12 protein-coding genes are annotated in these 14,644 nt (G+C 65.5%); 2 read left to right on the forward strand and 10 right to left on the reverse strand.

Annotated features, from left to right (window positions below; genetic code table 11):
- Positions 1 to 1,557: an MDR family MFS transporter gene (locus BCCGELA001_RS35200; protein WP_008540517.1), complete on the forward strand. Its 1,557-nt coding sequence runs from the start codon at positions 1 to 3 to the stop codon at positions 1,555 to 1,557.
- Between the two features lie 126 nt (positions 1,558 to 1,683).
- Here BCCGELA001_RS35200 and BCCGELA001_RS35205 read toward each other — a convergent pair whose 3' ends face one another.
- The 6 genes from BCCGELA001_RS35205 to pcaF form a co-directional block, all read right to left on the reverse strand.
- Entirely contained in the window at positions 1,684 to 2,772 is a 1,089-nt protein-coding gene (locus tag BCCGELA001_RS35205) for a phosphotransferase (RefSeq protein ID WP_060737384.1), read from the reverse strand.
- Between the two features lie 46 nt (positions 2,773 to 2,818).
- Positions 2,819 to 4,507 carry a methyl-accepting chemotaxis protein gene (locus tag BCCGELA001_RS35210; RefSeq protein ID WP_008540514.1) on the reverse strand — a complete coding sequence of 563 codons (1,689 nt, stop codon included), beginning with the start codon at positions 4,505 to 4,507 and terminating at the stop codon, positions 2,819 to 2,821.
- 253 nt (positions 4,508 to 4,760) lie between these two features.
- Entirely contained in the window at positions 4,761 to 5,363 is a 603-nt protein-coding gene (pcaG, locus tag BCCGELA001_RS35215; protein WP_008540512.1) for a protocatechuate 3,4-dioxygenase subunit alpha, read from the reverse strand.
- 1 nt (position 5,364) lies between these two features.
- Positions 5,365 to 6,066, reverse strand: a complete 702-nt coding sequence (gene pcaH, locus BCCGELA001_RS35220; RefSeq protein WP_060737385.1) for a protocatechuate 3,4-dioxygenase subunit beta — start codon at positions 6,064 to 6,066, stop codon at positions 5,365 to 5,367.
- 128 nt (positions 6,067 to 6,194) lie between these two features.
- Positions 6,195 to 7,088: a dioxygenase family protein gene (locus tag BCCGELA001_RS35225; RefSeq protein WP_008540481.1), complete on the reverse strand. Its 894-nt coding sequence runs from the start codon at positions 7,086 to 7,088 to the stop codon at positions 6,195 to 6,197.
- Between the two features lie 119 nt (positions 7,089 to 7,207).
- Complete coding sequence (gene pcaF / locus BCCGELA001_RS35230; protein WP_060737386.1) at positions 7,208 to 8,416, reverse strand: 3-oxoadipyl-CoA thiolase; 1,209 nt, start codon at positions 8,414 to 8,416, stop codon at positions 7,208 to 7,210.
- A gap of 217 nt (positions 8,417 to 8,633) precedes the next feature.
- Between pcaF and mutS the strand changes: the two genes are divergently transcribed.
- Positions 8,634 to 11,369, forward strand: coding sequence for a DNA mismatch repair protein MutS (gene mutS / locus BCCGELA001_RS35235; protein ID WP_060737387.1), 2,736 nt, complete (start codon positions 8,634 to 8,636; stop codon positions 11,367 to 11,369).
- Positions 11,370 to 11,480: 111 nt separating this feature from the next.
- Here the strand turns inward: mutS and BCCGELA001_RS35240 are convergent, their stop codons facing one another.
- The 4 genes from BCCGELA001_RS35240 to BCCGELA001_RS35255 all read right to left on the reverse strand — a co-directional run bounded on the left by BCCGELA001_RS35240 (position 11,481) and on the right by BCCGELA001_RS35255 (position 14,641).
- The gene (locus BCCGELA001_RS35240) at positions 11,481 to 12,197 is read right to left on the reverse strand and encodes a hypothetical protein (protein ID WP_060737388.1); all 717 of its coding nucleotides are present in this window, start codon (positions 12,195 to 12,197) and stop codon (positions 11,481 to 11,483) included.
- Between the two features lie 119 nt (positions 12,198 to 12,316).
- Entirely contained in the window at positions 12,317 to 13,114 is a 798-nt protein-coding gene (locus tag BCCGELA001_RS35245; RefSeq protein ID WP_008540461.1) for a hypothetical protein, read from the reverse strand.
- Between the two features lie 176 nt (positions 13,115 to 13,290).
- Complete coding sequence (locus BCCGELA001_RS35250; RefSeq protein WP_060737389.1) at positions 13,291 to 13,800, reverse strand: OsmC family protein; 510 nt, start codon at positions 13,798 to 13,800, stop codon at positions 13,291 to 13,293.
- Positions 13,801 to 13,855: 55 nt separating this feature from the next.
- A complete protein-coding gene (locus BCCGELA001_RS35255; RefSeq protein WP_008540449.1) occupies positions 13,856 to 14,641 on the reverse strand; it encodes an ABC transporter ATP-binding protein in 786 nt (261 codons plus the stop codon).
- Between the last annotated feature and the right edge of the window lie 3 nt (positions 14,642 to 14,644).

Raw genomic sequence — 14,644 nt, forward strand, 5'->3', positions numbered from 1 at the left:
ATGTCCGGCGCCGATGCCAGCCTGATGGTCCCCGGCCTGCGCCGAAACATGGTGACGATCTGCGCCATGACCGCGACCATCATGCAGGCGCTGGACACCACCATCGCCAACGTTGCCCTGCCCTACATGCAAGGCACGCTGTCGGCCTCGCAGGATCAGATCAACTGGGTGCTGACCTCCTACATCGTCGCCGCCGCCATCATGACCGCGCCGGTGGGTTGGATCTCCAATCGCTTCGGCCGCAAGCGCATCTTCATCATCTGCTCGGCCGGCTTCACCTTCGCTTCCGTGCTGTGCGGACTCGCGCAGGACATCAACCAGATGGTGCTGTTCCGGCTGCTCCAGGGCGTGTTCGGCGCGGCCCTGGTGCCGCTGTCGCAATCGGTGATGCTGGACTATTACACGCTCCAGGAACGCGCCAAGGCGATGTCGATCTGGGGCATGGGCGTGATGATGGGCCCGATCATGGGGCCCTCGCTCGGCGCCTGGCTGACCGAGACCTATTCCTGGCACTGGGTGTTCTTCGTCAACCTGCCGTTCGGGGCCATTACGGTGCTTGGCCTCATCGTCTTCATGGACGAGACCAACAAGAATCTCAGCCTCAAATTCGACTGGTTCGGCTTCGCCGCGCTGGCGGTCGCCATCGGCGCGCTTCAGCTCGCGCTCGACCGCGGCGAGCAATTGGGCTGGCTCGAATCCAACGAGATTGTCGCGGAGTTCATCGTCTCCGCCGTCGCGTTCTACTTCTTCCTCGCGCACTCCTTCACGACCTCGACGCCGTTCATCCGCTTCGCGCTGTTCCGGGACCGCAACTTCGTCGGCGGCTGCCTGTTCATGATCGTGATGGGGCTCGTGCTGTTCTCGACCATGGCGCTGGCCTCGCCCTACATGCAGAACGTGATCGGCTATCCCATCATCACCGCCGGCCTGCTGCTGGCGACCCGCGGCATCGGCACCTTCTTCGCCATGATGCTGGTCGGCAGGATGATGCGTTACTTCGAGGCACGCACGCTGATCATCGCCGGCCTGACATTGACCGCTGGCTCGCTATTCCAGATGACCGGCTGGACCGACCTGACGCAGGTGCCGGAGATCGTCACCGTCAGCGTCATCCAGGGCTTTGGCTTCGGGCTCGTCTTCGTCCCGCTCTCGACCGTCGCGTTCCTGACGCTGTCGAACGAGCTGCGCACCGACGGCGCTGCGATGCTGACCTTGATGCGCAACGTCGCGAGTTCGGTCGGCATTTCCGTCGTCATCGCCGAGCTGACGCAGGGAACGCGTCGGACCTATGCGATCCTGTCCGAGCACATCAACCCGTTCAACCACGCGCTGCAGATGCCCGACGTCAGCGGCATGATCAATCTGTCCACCGACACCGGCCGCGCCATGGCCGACAGAATGGTCAGCGTGCAGGCGCAGATCATCGCCTTCGCGCATGATTACCAGTTGGTGATGGTCTTCATCCTCTGCACCATCCCGCTCGCCTTGCTGATCGGCTCCACCAAGGCCACGCTGCGCAAGCAGGCGGCCGGGCCGGAGCACGCGGTGATGGAGTAGTCGCAGATGTCATGCCCCGGCTTGACCGGGGCATCCGGTACGCCGTGGCTTCTCCGCATCCCACGACTATCTCTGGAATACTGGGTCGCCCGGTCAAGCCGGGCGACGACAGCGAGTTTGCAGTGTCTACAACAACTCCTCGCAACCGAGATCGTCCACGGCCGCGAACACCCGCTCCAGATTGTTCCACCAGATCACCGGCGGGATGTTGATGCTCCACTGCCAGACCGGTTTGGTGATGTGCCAGAGCACCGATCGACGATAGTCCTGGTCGAGTGTGCCTCGGGTGTAGCCGGCAACGCCGTGCTGCATCAGCGTCTGGTGATAATGGTTGAGCAAAGGCCGCTCGAGCGCCTGCCTGCGCTCCGGATACCACTGTGTGGCCATCATGTAGGCGAGGTCATTCGTCGGCACGTTGATGCGCCACTGGTCGAAGTCGAAGATGCGAACGGTATCCGTGACGCCCGAGCGCGGCAGCAGGAAATTCCAGGTATGGGCATCGCCGTGCGCGATGGTTACGTGGCGATGCGAATGGTAGCGTTGCAGTAGCAGCTCCGCCTTCTCGATAAAGCGCCGGTATAGGATACGCCGCTCCTCGCTGAGGCGGTCACCGAGCAGATCGGCGAAGCGATCATAGTGACCCGCGAAAGTATTAATGAGCTTCGCGCTGTCGTTGGGACTCGCCCAGGTACCGACGGTGTCTCCGAGACCGGAGTGGTCCCACCAAGATGCATGCCACCGGGCGAGCGCCGTGACGATCGCCATCGCCTGATCGCGCGAGGGCGGCAATGGCCAGTCGGCGGCGACCTCGTGGCTGTCGGTGAGGTCCTCGAGCAGGAGATGCCAGGCTTGGCTCTCCTCGTCAAAATGGCCATCGTAGCAGCGCGGCACGATTTGCGACGGCATGTTCGGCGCAAGCCGAGTATAGAAGGCCACTTCCTGCCGACCGGAATTGGCCAGCGACTTGGCATAGGATGAATGTGGCATCTTGAGGATGACGGAGTGCGGGGCGCCAGCGGATTCCCCGACATACCGCAGCCCAAGGCGAACGACGTGCGATACGAGGGCCGGATGCTGATGCAGCACCTTCACCTCGCGCACCGCGCCAGCGTCCAGCACGCCGCCTTTGCGCAAGGCAGCCGTCAATCGGGCGGGCTCAACGACATCAGGCAATTGTGGAGTCGTCATAACCACGATGCCCCTGTCCCGCGTCATACTGCACGATCACGTTCCCAGGCACGACCGCGGCCCCTGGACCCGCTCAAGCCGCCGCGGTCGAGTCCCGCACCGTCCTCACCACGACCGACCGCAGCTGCTCGAGATTGGCCGACATGCCGGCGATCGCCTGCCTGACCTCCGCCGCGCGCTCATTCACGGAGGCGGCGTCGCGGCTGACATTACCTATCTTGATCGAAACCTCCTGCGCCGCGGACGCCGATTCGGAGATCGACCGCGTGATCTCCCGTGTTGCGGCATCCTGTTGCTCCATCGCAGTAGCGACCGAGGTCGCGACGCCATCGATCTCGACGATGTGTCCGCCCATGGTCTCGACGGCATCGACCGCGGCCTGCGTCGAGGTCTGGATCTCGGCGATTAGCCGCGCGATCTCCTCGGTGGACTTTGCGGTCTGGTCGGACAGGGATTTCACCTCAGCGGCAACCACCGCGAAGCCGCGGCCGGCCTCGCCGGCGCGCGCCGCTTCGATCGTGGCGTTGAGCGCCAGGAGGTTGGTCTGGCCGGCGATGCCGCCGATGAGGTCGGAGACCTCGGCGATCTTCCTGACCGAACCGGCCAATGCCTGGATGGTCGACCGCGCCTGCTCGCGGCCGGCAACCGCAGATTTGGTAACCGTGCTGGTCCGCGCGACCTGGCTCGCGATCTCGCGGATCGAGGCGCTCAGTTCTTCCGCCGCAGCCGAGACGGTCTGCGAGCTGCCGAGGGCCTGGGTGGAGGCTGCAGCAACAGCCTGCGACTGTGCCGAGAGCGAGCTTGCGATCTCGGACAGGCTGGTGGCGGCCCGCTCCACGCCATGGCTCGCCGCGCTCGCGGTGTCGACCGAGCGGCCGGTCTCGCGCTCGACGGTCTCGGCCATCTGCTGCAGGGCGCCGCGCTTGGCCAGCGCAGCCTCCTGCTCCTGTCGCAACTGCTCCTCGCGCAGGCGGGAATTCTCCATCGCCGCCTGCTTGAACACCACGAGCGCACCGGCCATCGAACCGACCTCGTCCCGGCGGTGCGCGAAAGGAATGTCGGCGGCGAGGTCGCCGGTCGCGAGCTTCTGCATCGTGTCCGTCATGCGCACGATCGGGCGCACCACGCCGAGCGCGACGCCGAGCAGCCCCGCGGCAATGAAGGCGAGCACGGCAGCGGCGACGCCGAGGAGGATGTAGAGCATCGAGCTGTCGCGGTCGGCGGCCAGCTTCTCCATCGCGGCATTCTGCTTGTTGGCGTTCTCGACGATGCTGTCGATGACGGCGCGATGCGCGGTGTAGGCCTCCTTCAGCTGCGCATAGGCGCGCTCGGCAGCGGCCGCATCCTTGGCCTTGAGGGCCGGAAGGAGCTGGTCGGACGCCTTCCAGAATTTCTGCACCTCGGCATCGGATTTCGACACCAGCGCGGTCTTCAGATCGGCTGCGAGGCTGGAGGAGACCCAGAATGCCTTGCGCTCGTCGTAATCCTTGCGGAGCTGGACCAGGCGCTCGCCATGGGCGGCAAGCTGGTCCGGCTCGCGCATGGCGAGGGTGGCCTCGAGATAGGCCTCGATGATGTATTCCGGCGGCGGCAGGATATCGGCGATGAGGTCGTTGCCGAGCTTGATGTCGGAATAGAGCGGGCCTCCGACCTTGAGCTCGCGCAGGGTGTAGAGGCTGGTGGAGACGACGGCGGTGAAGCCGATGGCGAGAACGATCCCGAACGCAATGATCGCTGAAGACAACGACAGACGAAATTTCATGAAAATAATCCGGTGTGCGTGTCGAAACCGGAGTGACCCTAAACGAATACGGTAAATACGGAATTGCTTCGCGCCGGAATTGTATCGCGCGAACTCCGCACAACTACGGGAATTGAGCGTCAAGCCATCGATTTGGGTCAGCCAGGCTGACGCACAAGCGTGGCAAGAATGCCTAACGCAACGCAGCGCCTGCCGTCAGTGCACGAAATGAGAAACGCGCGCCCGGTGACCAGGCCGCCGGGCGCGCATTGCCTCACACGTCGAAGAACACCGTTTCGTTGTCGCCCTGGAGCCTGAGATCGAGACGGTAAACCGACTTGCCGGCCTCGCACACCGCGGTCAGCGTGGCGCGGCGGTCGGCCGGCACCAGCGCCAGCACAGGATCGGCGGCGTTCCCGGCCTCGTCGCTGAAATAGATGCGAGTGTAGAGATGCCGCAGCATGCCGCGGGCAAAAACCGCGACCAGGATGTGCGGCGCCTGCGGCTTGCCGTCGGGATCCGGCACCGTCCCGGGCTTGATGGTCTCGAACGCGTAATTGCCGTCCTTGTCGGTGCCGCAGCGGGCGAAGCCGCGGAAGCTCGCATTCGGCAGCGCGCGCTTGTCCTGCGGATCGGCAAAGCGCCCCTGCGCATCCGCCTGCCAGATCTCCAACATGCAATCGGGCACGGCGACGCCGTCGCCGTCGAACACGCGGCCCTCGATGCGGATACGGTTGCCGGAGACGTCGGGCGTCAGCGTCGAGTTGGTGAACGCGTCGTTCCAGGCATATTCGCCGTTCGGTGTCAGGCCGTATTTGAAGAACGGGCCGACCGTCTGCGATGGGGTGATGCCGTTGTCCTTCACGCTTTCCTGCACGTTACTTGGTCTCCATGGGGGTGGCGTTCTTGCCGCGCAGCACGATGTCGAAGCGGTAGCACAGCGCCCATTCGGGTTGGGTGTTCTCGAGATCGAACGAGGAGACCATCCGCGCCCGCGCCTTCTCGTCCGGCACCGAATTGAAGATCGGATCGAACGGGAACAGCGGATCGTTCGGAAAATACATCTGCGTCACGAGACGCGTCACGAAGGAATGGCCGAACACCGACAGGTGGATGTGCGCCGGACGCCAGGCATTGTGGTGATTGCCCCAGGGATAGGCGCCGGGCTTGATGCTGACGAAGCGGTAGTAGCCGGCGGCATCGCTGACGGTGCGGCCTGCACCGGTGAAGTTCGGATCGAGCGGCGCAGGGTGCTGGTCACGAACGTGCACGTAGCGGCCGCAGGCATTGGCCTGCCAGATCTCGACCAGCGTATTGGCGACCCCGCGGCCGTCCTCGTCGCGGACATGGCCGTGCACGATGATGCGCTCGCCGATCGGCTCGCCCGCATGCTGGGTGGTGAGGTCGCTATCGCCCTCGCGCACGGTCTCGTGGCCGTAGACCGGGCCGGTCAGCTCCGACAGCGTGTGGCGCATCGGGATCAAGGGCTTGTTCGGCGCACGCTTGATCGAGCTCTTGTACTCGGGCGACAGCGGCAGCGGATGCGCCTTGTTGCTGTCGACGGGATAGATGAATGTCATGGGCGAACTCCTCCCCGGCCATTGTCGATCCGGCCGGTCAACACTTCCACTAATTATTATAGGATATAACTAATTTGGGGAAGCGGGTTTGGCGCTCCCTTCAAGGCCGCATCCGGCACGGGAACGCATTATTTGATCGGCGGCCGCGGCAACACCGCTTCGCCGGCTTCGAGCCGGTAGGTGTGATCGAGCGAATACCAGGGCCCGGTGACCTCGCCCGCGCTCGGATGCGGCGTCTCATGGCGTACGAAATTGCCGATCAGCGCCTGCGTTACCCCGAACTGCACGTCGCTGTCGATGTGGGGATCGTTGGGATCATAGACCTGCGAGATCAGCACCTTGAATCCGGGCTTGAAGATCAGGGCATGCAGATGCGCAGGCCGATACGGGTGCCGGCTTTGCGCCTTCAACAGGCGGCCGACCACGCCATCGGTCGGAATGGGATAGCCGACCATCATCACCGAACGGAAGGAGAAGCGTCCATCCGCGCCGGTCGTCAGCTTGCCGCGCAGGTTCATGTCGGCCTGATCGGGGTCCTGGTTTTCATAGAGTCCGACGGGCGAAGCATGCCAGACGTCGACCTCTGCGCCGGCGACCGGATTGCCGCTCTTGTCGACCACACGGCCGTTGACGAACAGCGGCGCACCCGGGGTCTCGGACCGTACAATCGATCCGCCGTTCTCGACACGCGGCGAGTTGAAGCGCCAGAACGGTCCGAGCAGCGATTGGTCAGTTTCGGTATTACCCTGATCGCCGTTGTTCAGCAGGCAAACCAGCGGCGAGACGCCGAGCGAGCCCGCCATCAGCACGACTTCGTTGTGCGTGTCGGTCGTCAGCTTGCCGAGCTCGGCGATCACGGCCGTGGCGTCGCGGAATTCCTTCTCGGTCAAGCGAACGTCGCGAACGAAGCCGTGGAGATGCTTGACCAGCGAGATCATGATCTGGCGCATCCGCGGATCGGTGGTCCGTTCCATCACGGCCAGGGCCGCCGTCGTGACGTCCTGCTCGCGCGCGATGATCATGGTCACCTCCCGATCGCTCGTCATTCCGGGGCAGCCCGACAGGGCTGAACCCGGAATCTCGAGATGCCGGATTCCGCTCTAACGAGCGGCTCCGGGATGACGGTCCACTTCGTGGACCGTCAATTCACCTTCTCGATCGCCACCGCGACGCCCTGGCCGACGCCGACGCACATGGTGGCGAGCGCAAGCTTGCCGCCGCGCTTTTCCATGCCGTGCACGGCGGTGAGCGCGAGACGGGCACCGCTCATGCCGAGGGGATGGCCGAGCGCGATGGCGCCGCCATGCGGATTGACGAAGTCGGCGTCATCGGCGACGCCGAGCTGGCGCATGCAGGCGATGCCCTGCGAGGCGAAGGCCTCGTTCAGCTCGATCAGGTCGAAATCGCTGATCTTCTTGCCGAGCCGCTCCATCAGCTTGCGGGTCGCCGGCACCGGGCCGATGCCCATGATGCGCGGCGGCACGCCGGCCGAGGCAAGACCGAGGATGCGCGCGCGCGGCGTCAGGCCGTGCTTCTTCACAGCAGCTTCCGAGGCCAGGATCATCGCCGCGGCGCCGTCATTGACGCCGGAGGCGTTGCCGGCGGTGACCGTGCCGGGATTGCGCACGATCGGCTTCAGCTTGGCGAGGCCCTCCAGCGTGGTCTCGGGGCGCGGATGCTCATCCTTGTCGATCGTGATGGGGCCGGCCTTGCCGCCGGGGATGGTGATCGGCGTGATCTCCTCGGCGAAATAGCCGGCTGCGATCGCCTTGCCCGCGCGCTGCTGCGAGCGGATCGCGAAGGCGTCCTGGTCGGCGCGCGAGACCTGGAATTCCTCGGCGACGTTCTCGCCGGTCTCGGGCATGGCGTCGACGCCATACTGCGCCTTGAGCAGCGGATTGATGAAACGCCAGCCGATCGTGGTGTCGAAGATCTCGGCCGAGCGCGAGAACGCTTCCTGTGCCTTGCCCATCACGAAGGGCGCGCGGGTCATCGATTCGACGCCGCCCGCAATTGCGAGCTCGATCTCGCCGGAGCGGATGGCACGCCCGGCCGCACCGACCGCATCGAGGCCGGAGGCGCAGAGCCGGTTCAAGGTCTGGCCGGGAACCGAATCCGGCAAGCCCGCCAGCAGCAGCGCCATGCGCGCGACATTGCGGTTGTCCTCGCCGGCCTGGTTGGCGCAGCCGAAGAATACTTCGTCCACCTGCGCCCAATCGAGATTGGGGTGCTTGGCCATCAGGGCCTTGATCGGGGCAGCGGCGAGATCGTCGGCGCGCACCTTGGCGAGCGAACCGCCGAAACGGCCGATCGGGGTCCGCACGGCATCGCAGATAAAGACGTCACGCATCGTTGTTCTCCCTGAATGCCGCGATCCGGCCCAATTTCTTCAATGTCGGCGGAGTTTTAGGAGCGCGCCCGCGGCAGGTCAATTGACGGTTTCTTGCGCGTTCCGAAGGGGTAGCTGGCTGCTGGCGCATGCCGCGGGTGCGGACAACGTGGAAAACCTCCCCTCCCCGGCCAAACCGATAGGAGCAGGTGCCGAAATTTTGTAGGTTGCGCCGCCCATGACGATGCAACAGCCGATACCCGCCCCGCCCCCGGATGACACGCCTATGCAGCAGCCCGAGACTGCCGCGCGCGTCACGCCGATGATGGAACAGTATCTCGAAATCAAGGCGGCGCATCAGGGCCTCCTGCTGTTCTACCGGATGGGCGACTTCTACGAATTGTTCTTCGAGGACGCCGAGATCGCCTCGCGGACGCTCGGCATCGTCCTGACCAAGCGCGGTAAGCATCAGGGCGCCGACATTCCGATGTGCGGCGTGCCGGTCGAGCGCTCCGAGGACTATCTGCATCGCCTGATCTCGGCCGGCCACCGGGTCGCCGTGTGCGAGCAGACCGAGGATCCCGCGGCAGCGAAAGCGCGCGGCAACAAGAGCGTGGTGCGCCGCGGCGTGGTGCGGCTGGTCACACCGGGCACGCTGACCGAGGACACGCTGCTGGATGCGCGTGCCAACAACTATCTGCTGGCGATCGCGCGGGCGCGCTCCTCCGCGGGTGGCGACCGCTTCGGTCTCGCCTGGATCGACATCTCGACCGCCGAATTCATGGTGACGGAAGCGTCCGGCGGCGAGCTCGCCGCGACGCTGGCACGCATCAATCCGAACGAGGCTGTTGTCACCGACGCGCTCTATAACGACAGCGAACTCGGACAGACCCTGCGCGAGCTGCCGGCGGTGACGCCGCTGACCCGCGACGTGTTCGACGGCGCCACTGCCGAGAAACGGCTGTGCGATTATTTCGCAGTCGCGACCATGGACGGGCTGGCGCAGCTGACGCGGCTTGAGGCCACTGCCGCGGCCGCCGCCGTCACCTATGTCGACCGCACCCAGGTCGGCAAGCACCCGCCGCTGTCGCCGCCCGCGCGCGAAGCTTCGGGTGCCACCATGGCGATCGACCCCGCCACCCGCGCCAATCTCGAGCTGACGCGGACGCTCGCCGGCGAACGCCGCGGCTCGCTGCTCGACGCCATCGACTGTACCGTGACCTCAGCGGGCTCGCGCCTGCTGGCGCAGCGGCTGGCTGCGCCGCTGACCGATGCGCCGGCGATCGCACGGCGGCTCGATGCCGTCGGTGCCTTCGTTGCCGATTCCGCGGCGCGCGAGGACATCCGCAGCATCCTGCGCGGCGCGCCCGATATGTCGCGCGCCTTGGCCCGGCTCTCGGTCGGCCGCGGCGGACCGCGAGATCTCGCAGGTTTGCGCGACGGCATCATCGCCGCCGACCAGGCGCTGGCACGGCTTGGCGAACTGGACCAGCCGCCGCAGGAGATCGCGGCGGTGATGGCGGCGCTGCAACGGCCATCGCGCGAGCTCGCTGCGGAATTTGCCCGTGCGCTCGACGAGCAATTGCCGCTGATCAAGCGCGACGGCGGCTTCGTGCGTCAGGGCTATGAGCCCGCGCTCGACGAAGCGCGCAATTTGCGCGATGCCTCGCGCCTCGTGGTAGCCTCGATGCAGGCTCGCTACGCCGACCAGACCGGCGTGAAGGCGCTGAAGATCCGGCACAACAACGTGCTCGGCTATTTCGTCGAGGTCACCGCCCAGCACGGCGACAAGCTGATGTCGGCGCCGCTGAACGCGACCTTCATCCACCGCCAAACGCTGGCGGGACAGGTGCGCTTCACGACGTCGGAGCTCGGCGAGATCGAGGCCAAGATCGCCAATGCCGGCGACCGCGCACTCGGCCTCGAGCTCGAGATCTTCGAGCGGCTCTGCGCCAAGGCGCTCGAGATCAGCGAAGACTTGCGCGCCGCCGCACACGGCTTTGCGCTGCTCGACGTCGCGACCTCGCTCGCCAAGCTTGCGGTCGACGAAAACTATGTGCGCCCCGAGGTCGATGGCTCGCTCGGCTTTGCTATCGATGCCGGCCGCCATCCGGTCGTGGAGCAGGCCCTCAAGCGCAATGGTGAGCCGTTCATCGCCAATGCCTGCGATCTCTCGCCGGCGCCCGCGCAGAAGTCGGGCCAGCTCTGGCTCCTCACCGGACCCAACATGGCCGGCAAATCGACTTTCCTGCGCCAGAACGCGCTGATCGCGCTGCTGGCGCAGATCGGCAGCTTCGTGCCGGCCACGCGCGCGCGCATCGGCATCGTCGACCGGCTGTTCTCGCGCGTCGGCGCCGCCGACGATCTCGCCCGCGGCCGCTCCACCTTCATGGTGGAGATGGTCGAGACCGCCGCGATCCTCAACCAGGCCGGCGAGCGCGCCCTCGTGATCCTGGACGAGATCGGCCGCGGTACCGCAACCTTCGACGGCCTCTCGATCGCCTGGGCCGCGATCGAGCATCTGCACGAAAGCAATCGCTGCCGGACGTTGTTCGCGACGCATTATCACGAGCTCACCGCGCTCGCGGCAAAACTGCCGCGCATGTTCAACGCGACCGTGCGCGTGAAGGAGTGGCAGGGCAATGTCGTCTTCCTGCACGAGGTGCTGCCGGGCTCGGCCGACCGCTCCTACGGCATCCAGGTGGCGAAGCTCGCCGGCCTGCCGCCGGCCGTGATCACGCGCGCCAAATCGGTGCTCTCCAAGCTGGAAGCACAGGACCGCGGCCAGACCGCGCGGGCGCTGGTCGACGACCTGCCGCTGTTCGCCGTGCCTTCGCGCGCCGCCGCGGAAGCCGCGCCGCCGAGCGAAGCCGAGCTCTTAATGGAAGCCGTGAAGGCGCTGCATCCCGACGAGATGTCGCCGCGCGAAGCGCTAGATGCGCTGTATAAGCTGAAGGCCAAGCTGCCGAATTAGTGCCAACGAACCTTCTAACGACCAGATCATGATCCCAAGCTGAGGCATGCCATCGCCTGCACTGCCTGTGCTCTCGGCGTCGGCTTGGCCGTGTTCGCCGGGTACTCGCTGTCAGCGGCCCGCCCTGGCAAACGGCTCGACCAGCTTCAAGCTGGCGGCGAGACGGATGCTGCGCTTGCCGGCGAGCGCGGTCGCTTCCATTTCGGCGCCCTTGTCATCGCAGTGGCCGGAGAAGCCGATGCCCACCTCATAGCCACCGAACAAGGGATGCTCGCTCTTCGCCGGCGTGTGTTCCTGATTGACGAATTCGCCTTTCCAGCGACCGTTTGCAGAAGAATAGGCACCGAGATAATAGAAGAAGGCATCGCCGCCGAGGATGCGGCCGTCGCGCAGCAACATCACGCCGGTATGGCCGCCGCCAATTCCATCCAGCATACGGATGTCGATCGAATAGAGCCCGCTGACGATGCCGGCCTCGCCGATCGCACCGGGCGGCGGAACGTCATCGTCGCCGAGCGGCGTCATCACGGCGCGAAACACCGAGGCGTCCTCGACCACTTCTCCCGCGAAGCGGTAGAGCTTGCCCTGCTGTCGACCGCGAATGCTGATTGTGACGGCGTCGGAACTGACCAGCCTTCTGTGCTGCAGCGACCGGCTGTGACGCTTCGTCCGGAGCCTGGCGACGATTTCGCCGTCCACAATCTCGTAGGTGCCGAAGTGGGCGAAGGCCGTGTTGCCGCCAAGCATTTTTCCGGCATGGGCATACAGCACGCTGCGGCCGGAGCCGTCGTTGATCTCGTACTCGACCTTGTACAATCCCTCCACCACACGCCCCGAACTTGCTCTGTTGCCAGCTTAGCGGGTCTGCCAGCCCCGGTAACTATCTATCCTGACGCAGGGCCGAGGTCTCAAGCGTAGCGTACCGCACCTTACGAAGCGCGGCGAGGCTAATGCACCGCCCGCTTCCGTCGTCCCGTCCACCACAGCGTCAGGTTCCAGCCGATGCAGGTGGCGAGTGCGCAACTCAAACCGATCGACGAGCCGAACTGCGTAACTGCGACGTGCAGCACCGCGATCGCCATCCCGAAGCCGAGCAGGCCCCAGGCGGAGTTGGCGAGCACGGCTGCCGTCGGCGGGCCGCCGATGCGCGGGTGCAGGATCACCATCATGCTGGTGAACACGATCGGGTAGAGCGCGATCACGCCGGAGACACGTGGACCGACCCAGCCCGAGGTCGACACCACGATCGCAACCAGCGTTGCCACTAACGCCGCGCGGAACGGAATGTCGTACCAGCGGCGCGTCACCAGCGGCATCTTCACATGGCGATATTTTGCGAGCAGCGGAATGCAGATGCCGAAGGCGACGACGTTGACGGCCAGCCCCGCGGCAAGCGTCCACTCGAACAGGCGGATGATCGAGGCCAGCACGATCCAGACCCCGACCGCGCTTGCGACACTCACGACAAAGCTCTGCCGCTGCGCCAGCACGACATAGATGAGGCCCATGAAGATCGTCGCCGCGTTGATCGGAAGACTGGCCAGCGCGCCTTGCGCAATGAAGGCGGCGTCATGGTCGATCGCGAGGAAGACATAGGAGGGACCGGCCGACACGGGCAAAGTCGCGACCAGCGCACCGATCACCGGTCCGGAGCGCTCGGTGATGACCGACGCCGACACGACGAACGCCGCAGCGATCGCCATACGCAGCAGGAGGAGAATGATGAAGTGGAGTTCGGCGGACATTGTTGGCTTCTTACCCTCCCCTGGAGGGGGAGGGTCGGCTCATATTGAGCGCAGCGAAATATGAACCGGGGTGGGGTGACAGTCTCTCGACGGACACAGTGCCCGAGTGGAGAGATCACCCCACCCCGCTCGCGCTGCGCGATCGACCCTCCCCCTCCAGGGGAGGGTACAGAGAGTCACATCCGCTGCATCGACACCGAGACCTTGGGGCCGTTCTTGATGGTCTGATAGACCACGCAATAGCGCTCGGTGAGTTTCAGCAACAGATCGAGCTTGTCCTGCGGCGCATCGGTGTCGACCTCGAAGCGGAGGCGGATCTCGGCGAAGCCGACCGGGGTCTCCTTGTCGACGCCGAGCGTGCCGCGGAAGTCGAGATCACCCTCGGCATAAACGTTGCCGGTCTTCAGCGGCACCTCGATCGCGGTCGCCACCGACTTCAGCGTGACGCCGGCACAGGCGACCAGCGCTTCCAGCAGCATGTCACCGGAGCAGAGCTCGAGGCCGGAGCCGCCGGTGGCGGGATGGAGGCCGGCAAGCGCGATAGCACGGCCCGTCTCGACCTTGCAGGCGATGCCTTCGCCCTCGGTCGAACCCTTGGCCTTCAGCGTGATCAGCGCGGCCTTCGGGTCGGTCTTGTAGCGTTCCTTGATCGGGGCCTGCATCTGACGCAGTTCTGCGGCATCCATTGTCGTTCTCTCCCGGGAAAATCGCCTTTCGATGTACCGGCTTACCGAGAAAATGTCACCACCACATGGCCTGCCCGGGACCCTGGGTTGCGTCCCGGTCGGGCACGCTGCGGTCGAGCGAACGGTCGAGAGCCGTCAGCACACTCCGCTTGAAGTTCTCGAAAAGCGGCGAGTTGCGGTCGCGTGGCCGGCCGAGATTGATCTCGATCTGGTCGAACAGCCGGCCCGGCCGCGGCCGCATCACCAGCACGCGATCGGCCAGCACCACCGCCTCGTCGACGTCGTGGGTGACGAGGATGAGCGTCGGCCGCGTGTCGGCCCAGAGGTCGAGCAGATGATCCTGGAGATCTCTGCGGGTGAAGGCGTCGAGTGCCGAGAACGGCTCGTCGAGCAGCAGCACCTCGGGCTGCGGCACCAGCGCGCGGGCAATCGCGACGCGCTGGGCCTGTCCGCCGGAGAGCTCGCGCGGCCAGGCCTGCGCCTTGTCAGCGAGCCCGACGCGCGCGAGCGCACGCGCCACTTTCTCGCGCCGCTCCGCCGCGGAGATATCTGCGAGGCCGAAACCGATATTGTCGGCGACACTGAGCCAGGGCAACAGCCGCGGTTCCTGGAAGATGATGCCGATCTTGGCGTGCGGCGAATTGATCGCTTCGCTGTCGAGCGTCACCGTGCCGGAGGAGGCGCGATCGAGACCGGCGATGGCGCGAAGCAAGGTTGACTTGCCGCATCCGGACCCGCCGATGATGGCGATGATCTCGCCCTGGCGGATCTCGGCGGAGAAACGCGCCAGCGCCTGCACGCCATTGGGATAGGTCTTGCTGACCCGGTCGAGTGCCAGCATCGC

Source organism: Bradyrhizobium sp. CCGE-LA001, assembly GCF_000296215.2.
Classification (GTDB): Bacteria; Pseudomonadota; Alphaproteobacteria; order Rhizobiales; family Xanthobacteraceae; genus Bradyrhizobium.